This is a genomic window from Arthrobacter hankyongi, from assembly GCF_022012395.1.
GTDB classification, from domain to species: domain Bacteria; phylum Actinomycetota; class Actinomycetes; order Actinomycetales; family Micrococcaceae; genus Crystallibacter; species Crystallibacter hankyongi.
Genome location: NZ_JAKLTQ010000005.1, coordinates 80861 through 99288, shown reverse-complemented (window position 1 = coordinate 99288; position 18428 = coordinate 80861). Strand labels below are relative to the sequence as shown.

The window sequence follows — 18428 nt, the reverse complement described above, 5'->3', positions numbered from 1 at the left end:
CCGGCGGCGGCAAGACGGCAGGTGCCGGTTAACCGGACGGTGTCTGCCTGGCCCGGTCGACCAGGTCATTGTGCCCGGCCTCCCGGGCGCAGTTGGCGCAGCAGTAGATGCCTTCGCCGCCTTCCACCCCGTGGCCGAGGATCCGGCAGCCGCAATGGGCGCAGGCCGGGGCCATCATGTGGATCGCGCATTCGAAACTGTCGAAGGTACGGGTCTCCCCGCTGCGGGTGACGGTAAAGGTCTTGTCGTACTCGTTGCCGCACATATCGCAGGTGGCCATGGCTTCCTCCTGGCATCGGTACCGGCACGCCTGGGGCATGCCGGAATCCTCTAGGTCCTGTCCATCCCCGGCGGCGTCGTGGCTGTGACCGTGCCCACTGTGCCGCCGCCACTTCAACCTAACAGCGGCCGCTCCGGCTGTCACGCCCTGGGCGCACTCCCGGCCAGCTCCGCAGCAATCGCCGCGACGCCGCGCAGGACCTCCTCGAAACTGGTGGACAGCGGGGACAGGCCCAGCCGGATACCGCACGGGTTCCGATAGTCGGGGATGATGCCCCGCTCCCAGAGCCTGACCGTCGCGGTCCTGGCTCCCGGGTGGTCGATGGTGACGTGGCTGCCGCGCCGCTCCGGCTCGCGCGGGGACGTAGCCACCGCGCCGGTGCCGGCCAGCAGCGTGTCCACCACGTCAAGGGCGTAGCTGGTCAGTGCGATCGATTTTTCCCGGATAGCGCCGATGCCTGCCCGGCCGATCAGCGCGATCATGTCCTGCATCGCGGCCATCCCGATGATCGGCGGCGTCCCGCTGGCAAATCGGCGGATGCCCTCGGCCGGCTGGTAGCCCTGCTCCATGCCGAACGGGTCCCGGCTGCCGATCCAGCCCTGGATCGGCTGGGCCAGCTGCTGGTGCGTGGAACGCACGTAGGCCCAGGCCGGCGCGCCCGGTCCGCCGTTGAGGTACTTGTAACTGCAGCCGACGGCCAGGTCCACGCCCCAGGCATCGAGTTCCACCGGCACGGCGCCGGCCGAATGGCACAGGTCCCACAGCATCAGGGCGCCGGAGGCCTGGACCACCTCGGTGATCGCGCGCATGTCGGCCAGATGGCCGGAGCGGTAGGCGACATGGCTGAGCACCACCAGCGCGGTGTCCGGGCCGACGGCGGCACGCACGGACTTCGGCTCCGCCCCGCCGTCGTACGGCACCTGGAGCCAGTCCAGTTCCAGACCGCATTCGGCGGCAATCCCCTCAAGCACGTACCGGTCGGTGGGAAAGTTGTCCCGGTCCACCAGCACGCGGTGCCGGCCGGGCCGGGCGGCAACGGCAGCCCGTGCCAGCTTGTAGAGCAGCACGGTGGTGGAGTCCGCCACAATGCACTGGCCGGGACCGGCACCCAGGGCCACACGCCCGAGTTCATCCCCCAGCTGCTGCGGCAGGTCCAGCCAGCCCTCATCCCAGCCGCGGATCAGCCGGCCGCCCCAACCTTGGACCATCAGGTCCCGGACCCGTTCGACCGAGGCCTGAAGCGGCCGGCCCAGCGAGTTCCCGTCCAGGTAGGCCGGCACCTGCGGATCGTCGGCGCCCACGAACAGCTGCCGGTAGCCGGCCAGCGGATCCTTGCCGTCGAGCTGCCGGGAACGGCCAAGCAGTTCATCGTATGCGCTCATGCGGCCAGCATACGGCTACGCCAGTGCGCTGACCGTGCCGGTGAAATGCAGCCGCCGGCTGTGTTCGCCCCAGCCGGTGAAGCGCGAGCCGGTCCAGTGGCCGTTGCCGGCCAGATCCTCGATCCGCAGGGCAACCGCGGCCGGCAGGTACACCGGCGCGGCGAACCGGATCTCCCATTCATGGCTGCCGCCGGCTGCAGCCTCCAGGTCCGCCAGCACCCGCGCGGCCAGGTACATGCCGTGGGCGATGGACCGCTTCATCCCGAGCAGCCGTGCCGAGAGGGTGCTGAGGTGGATCGGGTTGAAGTCGCCGGACACCGCCGCGTAGTCGCGGCCGGCCTCCGGTCCCAGCCACCAGCGCGCGGTCGGTACCGGTGGACGGAAATCTTCCCGGGGCGGTCGCTCCGTGCTGTCCAGGCCGGGCCGGAACACTCCCTTGGCCAGGTATTCGGAGCGGCCCTCCCAGACCGTCCCGCCTGCGGCGGACACCTCGGTGCGCACATCCACCCGGGTGCCGGCATGGTGGCCGCGGAGGTTCTCCACCCAGGCCGAGAACGCCAGCGGCTCGATGAAATGCACCGGCCGGCGCTGGCTGACCCGGTTGGCCAGGTGCACCAGTCCCGGCAGCGGCAGCGGGAAATCGCCACGCGCCAGCACGCTCATCGCCACCGGGAAAGCGGCGGTGTGCAGGAAGGCCGAGGGCAGCGTGTCGCGCACCGTGCCGCCCACCAAATGCTGGAACCTGGTCAGCTGCTCAAGATCCACCTGGACATCGGCCACGGTGTGCCGGACCGCCGGCAGTCCGTCCGGGCGCGCGCCGCCGGTAATCCGCTCCCGTGCCGCCGTCGCGGCGGCTTGGGCCAGCAGCCTGGGGACGGAAGGCAGCTCGGGCAGCCGCACTTCCCGGAATCCGGCCGTGCCGGCCGCCGGGCTCATGCGCCCACCAGGCTCTGGCCGCAGACCCGCAGCGTCTGTCCGTTGATGCCGGCCGCGGCGCCGCCGGACAGGAAGGCCACCGCCTCGGCCACGTCCCGCGGCAGGCCGCCCTGCTGCAGCGAGGGCAGCAGGCGCCGGGCCACCTGGCGCGCGGCGGCCGGCATCCGCGCAGTCATCTCGGTTTCGATGAATCCGGGCGCGACGGCGTTGATCGTCCCGCCGCGGGCGGCCAGCAGCGGCGCCGAGGACCTGACCATGCCGATGATCCCGGCTTTGGAGGCGGCATAGTTGGTCTGGCCGCGGTTGCCGGCGATCCCGCTGGTGGAGGCCAGGCAAACGATCCGCGGGGCGGGGCCGAGCAGGTTGGAGGCCAGGAGGGCCTCGTTTAGGCGCAGCGGGGCGGCGAGGTTGACCTCCAGCACGGCGTCCCAGCGCTCCGCATCCATGTTCGCCAGCAGCTTGTCCCGGGTAATGCCGGCGTTGTGCACCACGATATCGATCCGGCCGTGCCGGCCCGCTTGCTCGATGATCCGGGCCCCGGCGTCCGGGCGCGTGATATCCAACTGCAGGGCGGTGCCACCGATCCGGTTGGCGACGGCCGCCAACTGTTCCCCGGCCGCCGGCACATCGACCACGACGACATCGGCGCCGTCACGCCGCAGCACCTCGGCGATGGCGGCTCCGATGCCCCGTGCCGCCCCGGTCACCACGGCCGTGTGGCCGGCCAGTGGACGTTCCGGCTCCGCCGCGGGCTGGCCGTCGGTGGAGCCGACCAGCAGGAACTGGCCGTCCACATACGCGCTGCGGGCCGAGAGCAGGAAACGCAGCGCGCCGGTAACGCCCGGTGCGTCCACGTCCACGCCGTCGCCGAGCAGGATGCCGTTGCCGGTGGCCCCGCCGCGCAATTCGCGGGCGAGGGAGCGCAGCAGGCCCTCCACGCCCTGCCGGGCCGCAGCGGCCGCCGGCGGCAGTGTCTCGCAGGCCTGGCGGGAGACCGTCACGATCCGCCCGCCGGGCGCCAGCTCCCGCAGGGCCGCCCCGACGGCCAGCGCCGAAGCTGCCAGGTCCGCGGGTCCGGCCACCTCATCCAGCACCGCCACGATGGCGCCCAGCCGTTCCCCGTGCGCGGCCTGGCGGCGGATCTGCAGGCCCAGGTCCGGCAGTGGGCCGGCCAGGGCGTCGGCGCCGCTGCCGCCCAGCACCAGGACCGGGCCGGGCAGCAGCGGCTCGCCGGGACGGTAGCGGCGCAGTACTGCCGGACGCGGCAGCCCGAATCGGCCGGCGATTTCCCGCGCCACCGGGTGCGAAACCAGGTTCAGATAGCTGTCCTGTGCCGTTGCCATCGCTCAGCACGCCTCCAGGATGGCCGCCACACCCTGGCCGCCGGCGGCGCAGATGGAAATCAAGCCGCGTCCGCGGCGGCCCTCGGCGCCGGCCTGCTCGTGGAGCAGCTTGGCGAGGGTGGCCACGATCCGTCCGCCGGTGGCGGCAAAGGGATGCCCTGCCGCCAGCGAGGAGCCGGCGACATTGAGCCGGTTGCGGTCCACGCTGCCCAGCGGCGAATCCAGTCCGAGCTTGTTGCGGCAGAACTCCTCGCTCTCCCAGGCCGCCAGATGGCACAGGACGGTGCCAGCGAACGCCTCGTGGATTTCGACAAAGTCGAAGTCCGGCAGGCTCAGCCCGTTGCGCTCCAGCAGCCGCGGGACCGCGTAGGCCGGAGCCATCAGCAGGCCCTCCCGGCCATGGACGAAGTCCACCGCAGCGGCCTCGGCATCCACCACCCGGGCGAGCATGGGCAGGTCGTTGCGCCGGGCGTAGTCTTCGGAGCCGAGCAGCACCGCGGAGGCGCCGTCGGTCAGCGGGGTGGAATTGCCTGCGGTCATGGTGGCCTCTTCGCCGAGGGACTTGCCGAACACCGGCTGCAGCTTCGCCAGTTTCTCCAGCGAGGTGTCCGGCCGCAGGTTCCCGTCCCGGAGCTGGCCGCGGTACGGGGTGATGAGGTCGTCGAAGAAGCCGCGCCCGTAGGCGGCGGCCAAATTGGCATGGCTGGCCAGCGCGAGCTCGTCCTGGGCCTCGCGGGTGATCTTCCAGGCGGCAGTAGTCAGTGCCTGATGCTCCCCCATGGACAGGCCGGTCCGCGGCTCAGCCGTGCTGGGGGCGTGCGGCGCCAGATCCCGCGGCCGCAGCCGCGCCAACGCGGCCAGCTTCTGCTTGGTGCTGCGGGCCCGGCCCAGTTCCAGCAGCACGGTACGCAGGCCCTCGCTGACCGCGATCGGGGCGTCCGAGGCGGAATCGACCCCGCCGGCCACGGCGGATTCGATCTGGCCCAGCTTGATCTTGTTCGCCAGTCCGATGACCGTTTCCAGTCCGGTGGCGCAGGCCTGCTGGAGGTCATAGACGGGCGTTTCCGGGGACAGGGCCGAGCCCAGCACCGCTTCCCGGGTCAGGTTGAAGTCGCGCGAGTGCTTGAGCACCGCGCCGGCCGCCACTTCGCCGATCCGCTCGTCCTGCAGCCCGAAGCGGGCCACCAGTCCATCCAGGGCGGCCGTGAGCATGTCCTGGTTGCTTGCCCCGGTATAGGCGCTGTTGGCGCGGGCAAAGGGAATGCGGTTGCCGCCGATCACCACGGCATCGCGGATCGGCTGGGACTGGGGTGCTGTTGCCATCGAGATCGCTCCTGGAGTCGCTCCGGCGGGCCGGTGGGTGGTGGTTACCGTTACCAAGCGTAACTGATACGCTCGGTAACGTGAATAACGCCACATCCTCCCCCGCCGCGGGCGACGGGCGGTCCGCCCGCTGGGACCGGCACCGGGCCGACCGCCGCCAGGAGCTGATCCGTGCTGCACGCCAGGCCGTGCACCTGCTTGGCCCTGCCGCCTCGATGGAAGAGATCGCCGCCGCGGCCGGCACGTCCAAACCGGTGTTCTACCGGTACTTCGGGGACAAGGCCGGGCTGCAGCGTGCCGTCGGCGAAGTCGTGATCGGCAAAATGCAGGAGCGGCTGCAGGAGGCGGCCGCCGCGGCCGGCACGCCGCACGAAGGACTGCGGGCCATGGTCGCCGCCTACCTGCAGATGGCCGAGACCTCGCCCAACGTCTACGCTTTCGTGACCCGGCCCGGGGCCCTGGATGCCCCGGCAGCAGTGTCCCCGGGCAGTGGGGAACCGGACGCGCTGAGCCACTTCTTCGCCGCCATCACCCGGATGATGGAAACGGCCATCCAGTACCAGCTGCAGGCCGCCGGCGGAACCGCCGCGGACGGGCGCGGGCTGCAGTACTGGCCCACCGCGGCCATTGGCATGGTCCGGGCGGCCGGCGAACTGTGGCTGGGCAGCGCCGAGGGGCCCGGCAAGCCCAGCCGCGAAGACATGACCGATCAACTGACCGCGTGGCTGCTGACCGGCCTTGCCGGGCAGTTCGCCGGGCCGCCGGCCGCTGTCCGCCCGCAGCCGCTGGCCGCCGCCCTGCCCTCGAAGGAGTCCCGATGACCCAGCACACCGCACTGTCCGCTCAGCCCGCCGGCCCCGGCGAATCCGCCGCGGGCCCCCGGATCGACGTTGAGGCGCTGGGCAGCTACCTGCTCGGCCGCTGGGCCGGCGTCCGCCGGGCGGCACGCGACCTTACCGCGGATCCGGACCTGCACCGGATCGACGGACTGCCGATGGCCGAGCATCGCCGCCGCGTCACCGCCCAGCTGCAGCTGCTGGTGGAACGCGGCTCGGTGCACCGGGCCTTTCCGTCCCGGCTTGGCGGCGCGGACGATCCGGGCGGAAACATCGCCGGCTTCGAGGAGCTGGTGCTCGCCGATCCGTCCCTGCAGATCAAGGCCGGCGTGCAGTGGGGCCTGTTCGGCTCAGCCATCCTGCACCTGGGCACTGCCGCGCACCACGACCGGTGGCTGCCGGACGTCATGAGCCTGCGGCTGCCCGGGGCGTTCGCGATGACCGAAACCGGCCACGGCTCCGATGTCTCCGCCATCGCCACCACCGCCACCTTCGATCCGGCGACGGACGAATTCGTGCTCCATACCCCGTTCCGGGCCGCTTGGAAGGACTACCTGGGCAACGCAGCCCGGGACGGCAAGGCCGCCGTCGTTTTCGCCCAGCTCATCACCGGCGGCGGGCCGCGTGCCGTCCGGCACGGCGTGCACGCCTTCGTCGTCCCGATCCGCGACGACGGCGGCGCCTTCCTGCCGGGCGTCGGCGGGGATGACGATGGCCTCAAAGGCGGACTGAACGGCATCGACAACGGCAGGCTGCACTTCGACCACGTCCGCATCCCCCGCACCAACCTGCTCAACCGCTACGGGGACGTGGCACCGGACGGAACCTACTCCTCCCCCATCGCCAGCCCGGGGCGCCGCTTCTTCACCATGCTGGGCACCCTGGTCCAGGGCAGGGTCTCCCTGGACGGGGCCGCCGTAGCCGCCAGCAAGGCGGCCCTGGCCATTGCCGTCAGGTACGCCAACGAGCGGCGCCAGTTCAGGGCCACCCCGGATGCCGAGGAACAGAAACTGCTGGACTACCAGCTGCACCAGCGCCGCCTGCTGACCCGGCTGGCCACCACGTACGCGGCGTCGTTCGCCCATGAAGAACTGCTGGCCGGCTTCCACGAGGTCTTCTCCGGTGCCCGCGACACGGACGCGGACCGGCAGGATCTGGAAACCCTGGCCGCCGCGCTGAAGCCGCTGAGCACCTGGCACGCGCTGGAGACGCTGCAGGAGTGCCGCGAGGCCTGCGGCGGCGCCGGCTTCCTGGCCGAGAACCGGCTGGCCTTGCTCCGCGCCGACCTCGATGTCTATGCGACCTTCGAGGGGGACAACAACGTGCTGCTGCAGCTGGTGGCCAAGCGGCTGCTGTCGGACTACGCCGCCGAGTTCCGCAAAGCGGACTTTGGTGTGCTGGCCCGTTGGGTGGCCGCACAGGCCGCGGACGCCACCTGGCACCGCACCGGCCTGCGCCAAATGGTCCAGACGGTCGCGGACAGCGGATCGGAAAAGAAGGCGGCCAACTACCTCAAGGACGAGGCCAGCCAGCGGGCGCTGCTCACCGACCGCGTCGGCGCCATGGTCGCCGCGCTGGCCGGGTCGCTGCGCGGAGCGGCCAAGCTGCCGCCGGCCGAAGCGGCCAAAGTCTTCAACCGCCACCAGCACCAGCTGATCGAGGCTGCCCGGGCGCACGCGGAACTGCTGCAGTGGGAGGCCTTCAGCCGGGCGCTGGCCGGCATCAAGGAACCAGGCACGCTCGCAGTGCTGACCCGGCTGCGGGACCTCTTCGGCCTCGGCCTGGTGGAGAAGAACCTGGGCTGGTACCTGATGAACGGCAGGCTTTCGGCCCAGCGCGCCCGCACCGTGGGCCCTTATGTGAACCGGCTGCTGCACCGGCTGCGTCCGCATGCGCAGGACCTGGTGGACGCCTTCGGCTACGGTCCCGGGCAGCTGCGTGCCGCCATCGCGACCGGGGCCGAAGGTCTTCGCCAGCAGGAGGCCATCGCCTATGCCCGCCGTGCCCGCGGCAGTGCCCCGGTGCCGGAGCAGCAGCCCCAGGCCCACGTCTGACCACCCCACCTTCCGGGCATTGGGCGGCACGGCTATTCTGGTGCTGGCCAGTGCCGGATCGGCAAGAGGAGACGTGGATCATGGTCGGAATGCGCAGGGACCGCTTTGACATGCCGGAGCCGTTCCGGCGGTTCTTCGAGGGAGAGTGGGATGCCTCCTGGCTCCGGGTCGAGGAATTCCGGGACGGCCCCACCATGGTGGTGCGGGCCGAACTGCCCGGGGTGGATCCGGACCAGGACGTGGATATTACGGTCCGCGAGGGCACGCTCCACATCCGCGCCGAACGGCGGGAACGGACCGAGGAGAAAACCAAGAGCGGCTACCGCTCCGAATTCCGGTACGGTTCGTTTTCCCGCAATGTCACGCTGCCGCCGGGCTGCCGGCAGGAGGATGTCACCGCCACCTACCGCGACGGCGTGCTGGAGGTCCGCATCCCGGTACCCCAGGAGCCGCCGGCCGGCACCGGAAAAGTGAACATCAGCCGGGGCTGATCCGTGCGCGCCTGGAGCGTCGGGACGCCGGGCCCGGCCGCCGGACATCCCCTGCGCTGGGAGGAGCGCCCGGACCCCGAACCCGGTCCGGGCGAGGTCCTGGTTGCCGTCCGGGTCTGCGGCGTATGCCGCACGGACCTGCACCTGGCCGAGGGGGACCTGCCGCCGCGGCGCCCCGGCGTCATACCCGGCCACGAGGTCGTCGGCGAGGTGGTCGGGCTGGGGCCGGGCTGCCGCCGCTTCCGCGTCGGGGACCGGGTGGGCGTGGCCTGGCTCGGCTCCACCTGCGGACGCTGCCGGTTCTGCCTGCGCCACCGGGAGAACCTGTGCGTGGCCCCGGAATTCACCGGCTGGCACCACGACGGCGGCTACGCCGAACTGCTCACGGTGGCCGAGGCCTACGCCTACTTCCTTCCCGCGGCCTTCGATGACGAGTCCGCCGCGCCGCTGCTGTGCGCGGGCATCATCGGCTACCGCGCGCTCGAGCGGGCCCAGCTGCCGCCGGGCGGGCGGCTGGGCATCTACGGGTTCGGCGGTTCGGCCCATCTGGCTGCCCAGGTGGCCATGTACCGCGGCGCCGAGGTCTATGTCATGACGCGGTCCGAAGCCGCCCGCCGGCTCGCCCTGGACCTCGGGGCGGTCTTTGCCGGCGACGCGGACGAAGCGCCGCCCAAACCGCTGGATTCGGCGATTCTGTTCGCCCCGGCCGGCACGCTGGTACCGCCTGCGCTGCGCGCCCTGGACCGCGGCGGCACGCTGGCCGTGGCGGGCATCCACCTCAGCGACATTCCGCCGCTGCACTACGACACGGACCTGTTCCAGGAGCGGCAGCTGTGCAGCGTCACCGCCAACACCCGCAGCGACGGCGAGGAGTTCCTGGCCTTGGCAGCGGACATCCCGCTGCGGCCGACCACCGTGCCGTACCCGCTTCAGGCGGCGGACCAGGCGCTGATCGACCTGGCCGCGGACCGGATCACCGGCGCCGCAGTCCTGCGGGTCGGCTGATCCGGCCCGGCGGCGTCAGCTGCCGAGCACGCCGCGGTAGACCTCGAGGGTGCTGTCCGCGATCGAATGCCAGGAGAAGTGCTCTTCGGCCCGCCGGCGGCCCGCCTCGCCCTGGCGCCGGGCCAGCTGCGGATCGGACACCGTGGCCGTCAGCGCGGCGGCAAAGTCGTTGACGAACTTTTCCGGCTCCAGCGGCGTGCCGGTACCGTCGGTCACCTGCTCCAGCGGCACCAGGGTCCCGGTGACGCCGTCCTCGACCACCTCGGGAATGCCTCCGGTGGCGCTGGCGACGACGGCGGCACCGCAGGCCATGGCTTCGAGGTTGACGATGCCCAGCGGCTCGTAGATGGACGGGCAGGCGAAGGCCGTAGCGTGGCTGAGCACCTGGATCAGCTCGCGGCGCGGGAGCATCCGCTCGATCAGCACCACGCCATCGCGCCGGGACTTCAGTCCGTCGATCAGGACGGCGGTCTCGGCGGCCAGTTCGGGCGTGTCGGCGGCGCCCAGGCAGAGCACCAGCTGGACCTCCGGCGGCAGCTGGTCCGCCGCCCGCAGCAGGTACGGAACGCCCTTCTGCCTCGTGTTCCGGCCCACGAACACCACCGACGGCCGGTCCGGGTCGATGCCGAGGGCGCGCACCGCGTCGTCGTTCCCGTCCCGCTGCCACAGCTCCACGTCGATCCCGTTGTGCACCACCTTGACCTTGGCCGGGTCCACCTCCGGGTAGCAGCGCAGGATGTCGGCGCGCATGCCGGCGGAGACGGCGATGATCGCCGCCGCCGCTTCGTAGGCGGTCTTCTCCACCCAGGAGGACACCCGGTAGCCGCCGCCGAGCTGCTCGGCCTTCCACGGCCTTAGCGGTTCGAGCGAATGCGCGCTGAGCACATGCGGGATGCCGTGCAGCAGGGAGCCGAGGTGGCCGGCCATGTTCGCGTACCAGGTATGCGAATGCACCAGGTCCGCCCCCTGCATCGCCGCCAGCATCTCCAGGTCGACACCGAGCGTCTGCACCGCCGGGTTGGCCTCCCGCAGCGCCTCCGGCACCGCGTAGCTGCGCACCCGGGCCCCATGGTAGTCCTCCGGGCGCGGCGCGCCGAAGGCGTGGACGTTCAGGTCCACCTTGTCGGCCAGCACCCGGCTCAACTCGGCCACGTGCACGCCGGCACCGCCGTAGATTTCCGGAGGGAATTCCTTTGTCACAATATCGATCCGCACGAAATCTAACGTAGTGCAGCAGGCACTTCTCACCTAGTCTGAAAAAAGTACAACTTCACAGTTGGCCACAGTGGCTTTGGGGAACAGAAACGGGGTCGTGTTCATGCCGCAGAAAAAGGTTTTGGCAGTGGTGCTGGCCGGCGGTGAAGGCAAGCGCTTGATGCCGCTGACAGCTGACCGGGCCAAGCCCGCTGTGCCGTTCGCGGGCAGCTATCGGTTGATCGACTTTGCGCTGTCGAACCTGGTCAATTCGCACTACCTGAAAATCGTGGTGCTGACGCAGTACAAGTCCCACAGCCTGGACCGGCACATTTCCGAGACCTGGCGCCTCAGTTCGGCGTTGGGCAACTACGTGGCGTCGGTGCCGGCGCAGCAGCGCCGCGGCAAGAGCTGGTTCCTGGGCAGCGCCAACGCCATCTACCAGTCGCTGAACCTGATCTATGACGAGAAGCCGGACATCGTCGTCGTGATCGGTGCGGACCACGTGTACCGGATGGACTTCCAGCAGATGGTGGATGCCCACGTGGCCAGCGGTGCGGCGGTCAGCGTGGCCGCCGTCCGCCAGCCGCTGTACCTGGCGGACCAGTTCGGCGTGATCGAAACGGATTCGTCGGATCCCGGGAAGATCGCCGCCTTCGTGGAGAAGCCGGCGACCACCCCCGGGCTGCCGGACGACCCGGAGAACTTCCTGGCGTCGATGGGCAACTATGTCTTCAACACCGACGCGCTGCTGAAAGCCCTGGACGTGGATGCGGAGCGGCTGGACACCAACCACGACATGGGCGGGGACATCATCCCCTACTTCGTCGAACGCGGCGAGGCTGCGGTCTATGACTTCACCGCCAACGACGTCCCCGGCTCGAATGACGCCGACCGGCAGTACTGGCGGGACGTTGGCACCTTGGACTCCTACTATGACGCGCACATGGACCTGATCCGGCCCCTGCCCGCCTTCAACCTGTACAACCTGGAATGGCCCATCTACACCCGCCACAACGTGTTCCCGCCGGCCAAGCTGGTACGCGGGACCAGCGGCCGGGACGGGGCGGCCCATGACTCCATCCTCGCCTCCGGCGTCGTGGTCAGCGGCGGCGAGGTGCGCCATTCGGTGCTGGCCAACAACGTCTACGTCTCCGAGAACGCCCGGGTGGATGGGTGCGTGCTGATGGACAACGTGCGTATCGGGGAAGGTGCGGTCATCCGGCGGGCCATCCTGGACAAGAACGTCCAGGTGCCGGCCGGGGCCAGCATCGGCGTGGACGCGGAGCAGGACAAGGCCCGCGGGTTCACCGTGACGGACTCGGGCCTGACCGTGCTGCGGAAGGGCCAGGAGGTCCTGGCGGCGGAATCGGTTCCCCGGGCGCAGTAAAATCGGAGGGCACCTGTCCGGCGGGCACCGATCGGTCCCGCAGCCCTCGCCTGGAGTTCGTACCATCCCATGACCGCTGCCCCATTGAGCACTGCCGACGCCGCGCACCTGACACCGGAGGACATCGCCACCTGCGTCGAGGTGCTCGGCCGGATCCATACCCTGGCGGACGACCACCCCGATTTCGTGGCCGTCCGCCAGGCCACCGGCAAGATGTTCAAGGCGGTGAAACGGCACCGGAAGAACGCGAAGCGTGACGCGATTGCCGCTGCCGACCGCGCCGTCATGGCACGCACGGCGACCGCCTCCGAGGACCGGATCGACGACGAGACGGCGGGCATCGAGCTGACCTCCTCCGCCCGCGGCGCGGTGGCCGGACATCTGATCCGGCCGCGCAACTGCTACATGTGCAAGCAGCCCTACACGCAGGTGGACGCCTTCTACCACCAGCTCTGCCCGGAGTGCGCGGCCTTCAGCCACGGCAAGCGGGAAGCCTCGGCCGACCTGGCCGGCCGCCGCGCGCTGCTGACCGGCGGCCGGGCGAAGATCGGCATGTACATTGCGCTGCGCCTGCTCCGGGACGGGGCGCACACCACCATTACCACGCGGTTTCCGAAGGACGCGGCGCGGCGTTTCATGGCGGTCCCCGACAGCGTCGACTGGATCCACCGCCTGAAGATTGTCGGCATCGACCTGCGGGATCCCGCCCAGGTGCTATCGCTGGCCGAATCAGTGGCTGCGGCCGGCCCGCTGGATATCCTCATCAACAACGCGGCCCAGACCGTCCGCCGGTCGGCCGGCGCCTACCGGCCGCTGGTCGATGCCGAACTGCAGCCGCTGCCCGCCGGCGCGGTCCCCGAACTGGCCACCTTCGGCCATGCGCACGACCGCCATCCGATTGCCTTGGCCGGATCCGTTGCCAGCCGGCCGGAACTGGCTGCCGACGAACTGACGGCCCTGGCCCTGGCCGCCAAATCCGCCACCCCCGCCCGCATCGCCGCCGGTACGGCCGTGGACGCCGGCGGTCTGGTGCCGGATATTACCGGCATCAACAGCTGGACCCAGTCGGTGCACGAGGTGGATCCGCTGGAAATGCTCGAGGTCCAGCTGTGCAATGTCACCGCGCCGTTCCTGCTGGTCAGCAAGCTGCGGCCGGCCTTGGCCGCCTCGACCGCCCGGCGCAAATACATCGTCAACGTCTCGGCCATGGAAGGCCAGTTCGGCCGCCGCTACAAGGGCCCGGGACACCCGCATACCAACATGGCCAAGGCCTCGCTGAACATGCTCACCCGCACCAGTGCCGGCGAGATGTTCGAGCAGGACGGCATCCTCATGTCCGCGGTGGATACCGGGTGGATCACCGACGAACGCCCGCACCACACCAAGATCCGGCTTGCCGAAGAGGGCTTCCATGCACCGCTGGACTTGGTGGACGGAGCAGCCCGGGTCTACGACCCGATTGTCCAGGGCGAGGCCGGTGTGGACCTTTATGGATGCTTCCTCAAGGATTACAAGCCTTCAGACTGGTAACCCTCAAAACAGCCCTGCAGGCTTGTCAGGCGATCCGGGTGACGTCCACCTTGACGGTCAGGTGCGATCCCCCGCCGCCGGACAGGATCCCCTTCAGCGGCGGTACGTCCCGGTAGTCGCGTCCGCGGGTGACCGAGACGTGGAAGTCGCCTACCGGGCCGACGTTGGTGGGGTCCCAGGGCCGCCACTGGCCGTCCCACCACTCCAGCCAGGCATGCGACTGCCCGGCCACGGTCTCCCCCACCGCCGCCGACGGGCGCGGATGCAGGTAGCCGGATACGTAGCGGGCGGGTATGCCCAGGCTGCGCAGCGCGCCGATGCCCAGATGCGCCAGATCCTGGCAAACGCCCTTGCGGTGGTTCCAGACTTCCTCGGAGTTGGACTGCACGCCGGTGACTCCCGGGACGTACTGCATCTCGGCCTTGATCCACGCCATCACCGCATGGGCCGCCTCGTGCGCGTTGCGGCCCTCGGCCAGCCCGCCGGCCAGCTTGCGCACTTCCTCCCCGGGTTCGCTCAGCCGGGTCTGCGGCAGCCAGTCGGAGAACTCGTTGAGCACGGATTCGCCGGCCAGGTCATCCCAGCCGACGACCTCCACCTCGGCCGGCACACGGTCACTGCGGTGCACCTCCACGGTGGCCTCCGCGGTGACCTCGAGGAAATCGTGCGGGATCTGCATTTCGAAGGCCGTCACCCGGGTGCCCCAGTAGTCGCGGTAACTGCTCAGCACGGCGCCCGCGGGACTGACCTTCACCGTCGATTCGAGCACAACCTGCTGCGAATCGGTCACCGGGGTCATCCGTGCCTCGTTGTAGGACAGCGTGACCGTGCGGTCGTAGGTATAGCCGGTCCGGTGCTCGATCCGCAGGCGTGTCATGAAACCTCTCCCACCCAGGACAGATCCACTGCCTGTGCAAAGTACTTACGGGTAATGGCGTCGGATGCCTGGGCGCAGGCCCTCTGCACCCGCTCCATATGTTCGGGCAGCTCGGCGACCAGGTTGGAGGTCTGGTGGAATTCCAGGAAGGTGCGGGCCTGGCCCACGATCCGGCGGGCATCGTTGATGAATCCCACCCGCTGGTAGGACGGGTCCAGCCGCTCCAGCGCCTGCTCTGCGTCGCTGAGCGCGTAGACGATCGAGCGCGGGAACAGCCGGTCCAGCAGCAGGAACTCGGCAGCGTGCTCGTCGCCGAAGGCCGCCCGCCGGGTGCGCAGGAACGACTCGTAGGCACCGGCGCAGCGCAGCATGTTTACCCAGGACAGCCCGGCGGAAAAGACGTCCGGGGTCTGCAGCATCCGCGCGGTCATGTCCGCCCGCTCCAGGCTGCGGCCCAGCAGCATGAACTGCCAGCTCTCATCGTGGCTCATGGTGGTGTCGGCCAGGCCCTTGACCATCGCTGTGCGTTCGAGCACCCAGTGGCAGAACCGGTAGGTGCCCACCACGTCCTTGCGGTGCTGGCTGAGCCCGTACCAGGTGGTGTTGAGGCATTCCCACAGTGCCGAGGAAACGGTTTCCCGGGCCCGCCGGGCGTTCTCCCGGGCAGCGCCCAGCGACCCGGAGATCGAGGTGGGACTGCTGCGGTCATAGGCAAGCCGGTTCAGCAGCTCGGTCAGGCCGAACTCCTCCTGCTTCCCTGCCTCCGGGCGCGAGCCCATAATGCCCAGCAGCTGGCGCGATACTTCGCGCTGCTCCGCCGCCGGCAGCTGGTTCAGCCGCTCGAGGTTCACGTCCAGAATCCGGGCGGTCCCGTCCGCGCGCTCGACATAGCGCCCGATCCAGAACAGGGATTCGGCAATTCGGCTCAGCATGTGGGCCAGCCCCCTTGTCTTATTGCTTGAATACAGCTTGGTTGGTAGCTACGGCACGTGCCGGTCGGACAACGGCTCACTGATCCTGGCTGTCCTGCCAGTTGGAGGCGATCGGCCACACGCTGGTGCGCTCCCGCACCGCACCCGGAGCGGCCGACGCCGCCGAGGCCGGGGACGGTTCGCCGCCGAGCACCCAGGTGTCCTTGGAACCTCCGCCCTGGCTCGAATTCACGATCAGGGAGCCTTCCTTCAGCGCCACCCGGGTCAGCCCGCCGGGCAGCACCCACACATCGTCGCCGTCGTTGATGGCGAACGGACGCAGGTCCACGTGCCGGGGACCGAACCGCCCGCCGGCCATGGTCGGCACCGTGGACAGCTGCAGCACCGGCTGGGCGATCCAGCCGCGCGGATCTTCCAGCACCTTCGCCCGCAGCTCCTCGAGCTCCTCCTTGGAGGCATCGGGCCCGATCACCAGGCCCTTGCCGCCGGATCCGCCGACCGGCTTGACTACCAGCTCGTCCAGCCGGTCCAGGACCTCCTCGCGCGCCGCAGGCTCTTCCAGCCGGAAAGTGTCCACGTTCGGCACGATCGGCTCCTCGGCCAGGTAGTAGCGGATCATGTCCGGCACGTAGGTGTAGACCAGCTTGTCATCGGCCACGCCGTTGCCCACCGCGTTGGCGATGGTCACGTTGCCGGCACGCGCCGCGTTGACGATGCCCGGGCAGCCCAGCACGGAGTCCGAGCGGAACTGCAGCGGGTCCAGGAAGTCGTCGTCGATCCGCTTGTAGATCACGTCCACGCGCTGCTCACCGGCGGTGGTCCGCATGTAGACGCGGTTGCCGCGGCAGATCAGGTCCCGGCCCTCGACCAGCTCCACGCCCATCAGGCCGGCCAGCAGCGTGTGCTCGAAGTACGCGCTGTTGAAGACGCCCGGGGTGAGCACCACGACGGTAGGATCCGCCACGCTCGGCGGCGCGGTCTTGCGCAGCGCCGACAGCAGCCGGCGCGGGTACTCCTCCACCGGGCGCACACTGGACTGGGCAAACGCCTCGGGCAGCCCCTTGGCCATGGCGCGCCGGTTCTCCAGCACGTAGCTGACACCGCTGGGCACGCGGACGTTGTCCTCGAGCACCCGGAAGGTTCCGGCGTCGTCGCGCACCACGTCGATTCCGGAGACATGCACCCGCACCCCGCCGGCGGGATCGAAGCCGGAGACCTCGCGGTGGAAATGCGTGCTGGAAGTGACCAGCCGGCGCGGGATGACGCCGTCGCTGACGACGTTCATCTTGCCGTAGACATCCGCCAGGAAGGCCTCCAGCGCCCGCACGCGCTGGGCCACGCCGCGCTCCAGGACGCTCCAGTCGGCGCTGGAAATGACGCGCGGCACGATGTCGAGCGGGAACGGACGTTCCTCGCCGGCGAAGTCGAAGGTGACCCCGCGGTCCAGGAAGGTACGCGCCATCGAATCCGCACGCCCGGTCACGTCCGCGAGCGTTTGCGCCCCGAGCGCGGCAGCCACGTGTGCGTACTCCGCGCGGGGAATCTGGCCGGGGCCGAACATCTCGTCATAGGCGGCGCTGCGTGCTGCCGCTTCGGCGTAGTCCTGGAAGAGGTCTGACATGCCAAAAGGTTTTCATGTAAATGGCCCTTTTACATAGTCGGCATGTTTCCGGCATGTTTCGCAGCCGCAACGTCCGCTGCCCTAGGATAGGGAGCCAGATCCGGACCAGCCCGGATGCTCCCCGCACACACCTCGGAAGGGGTCCCGCGCGTGCCGAAGACCGCCGCCCTCTGGCTCCGGCGCCCGCGCCTGCCCGGCCGGACGGCGGTGCTGCGCCTGCTGCCCGGGCTGGCCGCTGCCGCCCTGGGGGTGCTGCTGGCGTTCGCAGCGCACCGGTTGTGGCCGGCCGTCCCGGTGATGAGCTTCGCCGTCGGCCTCGGCATCCTCACCGCCAACCTGCCCGGCTCCGCCCGGGTCGTCGGGGGCAGCCTGGCGCCGGGGCTAAAGTTCTCGGCCAGGACCCTGATGCGCACCGGCATTGTGCTGCTTGGCGCCAAGCTCTCGCTGGATCAGCTGGCCGGACTCGGCTGGCGGGCAGTGCTGCTGACGGTGCTGATGGTGCTGGCCGCCTTCGCCGGCACCTACCTGCTGGCCAAGGCCTTCCGGCTGCCCGGCGCGCAGCCGCTGCTGCTGGCCGCCGGCTTCTCGATCTGCGGCGCCTCGGCCATTGCCGCGGTCGCGGCGGCCCGCGGCAGCCGGTACCGGGATGCCGCCACCCCGGTGGCGCTGGTGACCCTGTGCGGCACGCTGGCCATCGCCGTGCTGCCCGCCCTGGGCCGGCTGGCGCACCTGCCGGTGGAGACCTTTGGCTTCTGGGTAGGGGCCTCCGTGCACGACGTCGGCCAGGTGGTCGCGGCGGCGCAGACCGCGGGCCCGGCGGCACTGGCGGTCGCCGTCGTCGTCAAGCTCGTGCGCGTGGCCATGCTCGCGCCGATGGTCGCCGCGGTGACCCTGCATGGCCGGCGCCGGGCCGCCGGGCCGGACACCGGGGCCCGGCCGCCGATCGTCCCGGTGTTCCTGGCCGGCTTCCTGGTGATGGTGCTGCTGCGCAGTACCGGCTGGCTGCCGCAGCAGGTGCTGGAAGTGCTCGGGCTGCTCCAGGACATCCTGCTGGCGGCGGCCCTGTTCGCGCTCGGTGCGTCCGTCCGGCTGCGCGAACTGGCCGGATCCTCCCGGCCGGCGGTGGCCACGGCCCTGCTCGCCTGGCTGCTGATCGCCGCCCTGGGCCTCGCCGCAGCCTTCCTGGCCGGCAGCTGATCACGCCGCGCAGCGCAATAGCTGGGCGCGATGGTTA

At 70.4% G+C, this 18428-nt stretch carries 16 protein-coding genes; 7 read left to right on the top strand and 9 right to left on the bottom strand.

Annotated features, from left to right (window positions below; all coding sequences use genetic code 11):
* Positions 1–28: 28 nt before the first annotated feature.
* The 5 genes from LVY72_RS09290 to LVY72_RS09270 form a co-directional block, all read right to left on the bottom strand.
* Entirely contained in the window at positions 29–280 is a 252-nt protein-coding gene (locus LVY72_RS09290) for a metallothionein (RefSeq protein ID WP_237820094.1), read from the bottom strand.
* 140 nt (positions 281–420) lie between these two features.
* Complete coding sequence (locus tag LVY72_RS09285) at positions 421–1662, bottom strand: kynureninase (protein WP_237820092.1); 1242 nt, start codon at positions 1660–1662, stop codon at positions 421–423.
* Positions 1663–1677: 15 nt separating this feature from the next.
* Positions 1678–2598: a MaoC/PaaZ C-terminal domain-containing protein gene (locus tag LVY72_RS09280; RefSeq protein ID WP_237820090.1), complete on the bottom strand. Its 921-nt coding sequence runs from the start codon at positions 2596–2598 to the stop codon at positions 1678–1680.
* The gene (locus LVY72_RS09275) at positions 2595–3941 is read right to left on the bottom strand and encodes a 3-oxoacyl-ACP reductase (protein WP_237820088.1); all 1347 of its coding nucleotides are present in this window, start codon (positions 3939–3941) and stop codon (positions 2595–2597) included. The genes LVY72_RS09280 and LVY72_RS09275 overlap by 4 nt, the downstream gene beginning before the upstream one ends.
* Before the next feature lie 3 nt (positions 3942–3944).
* A complete protein-coding gene (locus tag LVY72_RS09270; protein WP_237820086.1) occupies positions 3945–5264 on the bottom strand; it encodes an acetyl-CoA C-acetyltransferase in 1320 nt (439 codons plus the stop codon).
* A gap of 80 nt (positions 5265–5344) precedes the next feature.
* Between LVY72_RS09270 and LVY72_RS09265 the strand changes: the two genes are divergently transcribed.
* From LVY72_RS09265 to LVY72_RS09250, 4 genes are all read left to right on the top strand, one after another.
* On the top strand, positions 5345–6085 hold the full coding sequence (locus LVY72_RS09265) for a TetR/AcrR family transcriptional regulator (RefSeq protein WP_237820084.1): 741 nt from the start codon (positions 5345–5347) through the stop codon (positions 6083–6085).
* Positions 6082–8154, top strand: coding sequence for an acyl-CoA dehydrogenase family protein (locus tag LVY72_RS09260; RefSeq protein WP_237820082.1), 2073 nt, complete (start codon positions 6082–6084; stop codon positions 8152–8154). The genes LVY72_RS09265 and LVY72_RS09260 overlap by 4 nt, the downstream gene beginning before the upstream one ends.
* Before the next feature lie 80 nt (positions 8155–8234).
* Positions 8235–8645 carry an Hsp20/alpha crystallin family protein gene (locus LVY72_RS09255; protein ID WP_372463689.1) on the top strand — a complete coding sequence of 137 codons (411 nt, stop codon included), beginning with the start codon at positions 8235–8237 and terminating at the stop codon, positions 8643–8645.
* A gap of 3 nt (positions 8646–8648) precedes the next feature.
* Positions 8649–9650: a zinc-dependent alcohol dehydrogenase family protein gene (locus LVY72_RS09250; RefSeq protein ID WP_237820080.1), complete on the top strand. Its 1002-nt coding sequence runs from the start codon at positions 8649–8651 to the stop codon at positions 9648–9650.
* 15 nt (positions 9651–9665) lie between these two features.
* Here the strand turns inward: LVY72_RS09250 and glgA are convergent, their stop codons facing one another.
* A complete protein-coding gene (gene glgA, locus LVY72_RS09245; RefSeq protein ID WP_237820078.1) occupies positions 9666–10865 on the bottom strand; it encodes a glycogen synthase in 1200 nt (399 codons plus the stop codon).
* A 97-nt stretch (positions 10866–10962) separates the two neighbouring features.
* Between glgA and glgC the strand changes: the two genes are divergently transcribed.
* Both glgC and LVY72_RS09235 read left to right on the top strand, forming a co-directional pair.
* Complete coding sequence (gene glgC / locus LVY72_RS09240; RefSeq protein ID WP_308190729.1) at positions 10963–12234, top strand: glucose-1-phosphate adenylyltransferase; 1272 nt, start codon at positions 10963–10965, stop codon at positions 12232–12234.
* Between the two features lie 69 nt (positions 12235–12303).
* The gene (locus tag LVY72_RS09235) at positions 12304–13764 is read left to right on the top strand and encodes an SDR family NAD(P)-dependent oxidoreductase (protein ID WP_372463688.1); all 1461 of its coding nucleotides are present in this window, start codon (positions 12304–12306) and stop codon (positions 13762–13764) included.
* Positions 13765–13789: 25 nt separating this feature from the next.
* On the opposite strand, the gene LVY72_RS09230 is transcribed toward LVY72_RS09235, so the two are convergent.
* From LVY72_RS09230 to LVY72_RS09220, 3 genes are all read right to left on the bottom strand, one after another.
* Positions 13790–14641 (bottom strand): transglutaminase family protein, encoded by an 852-nt coding sequence (locus LVY72_RS09230; RefSeq protein ID WP_237820076.1) that lies wholly within the window; start codon positions 14639–14641, stop codon positions 13790–13792.
* Positions 14638–15573: an alpha-E domain-containing protein gene (locus tag LVY72_RS09225; RefSeq protein ID WP_237820073.1), complete on the bottom strand. Its 936-nt coding sequence runs from the start codon at positions 15571–15573 to the stop codon at positions 14638–14640. The genes LVY72_RS09230 and LVY72_RS09225 overlap by 4 nt, the downstream gene beginning before the upstream one ends.
* 76 nt (positions 15574–15649) lie before the next feature.
* Positions 15650–17194 carry a circularly permuted type 2 ATP-grasp protein gene (locus LVY72_RS09220; RefSeq protein ID WP_237820071.1) on the bottom strand — a complete coding sequence of 515 codons (1545 nt, stop codon included), beginning with the start codon at positions 17192–17194 and terminating at the stop codon, positions 15650–15652.
* Between the two features lie 189 nt (positions 17195–17383).
* On the opposite strand from LVY72_RS09220, the gene LVY72_RS09215 reads away from it, so the two are divergent.
* Complete coding sequence (locus LVY72_RS09215; protein ID WP_372463693.1) at positions 17384–18391, top strand: YeiH family protein; 1008 nt, start codon at positions 17384–17386, stop codon at positions 18389–18391.
* Positions 18392–18428 lie beyond the last annotated feature (37 nt).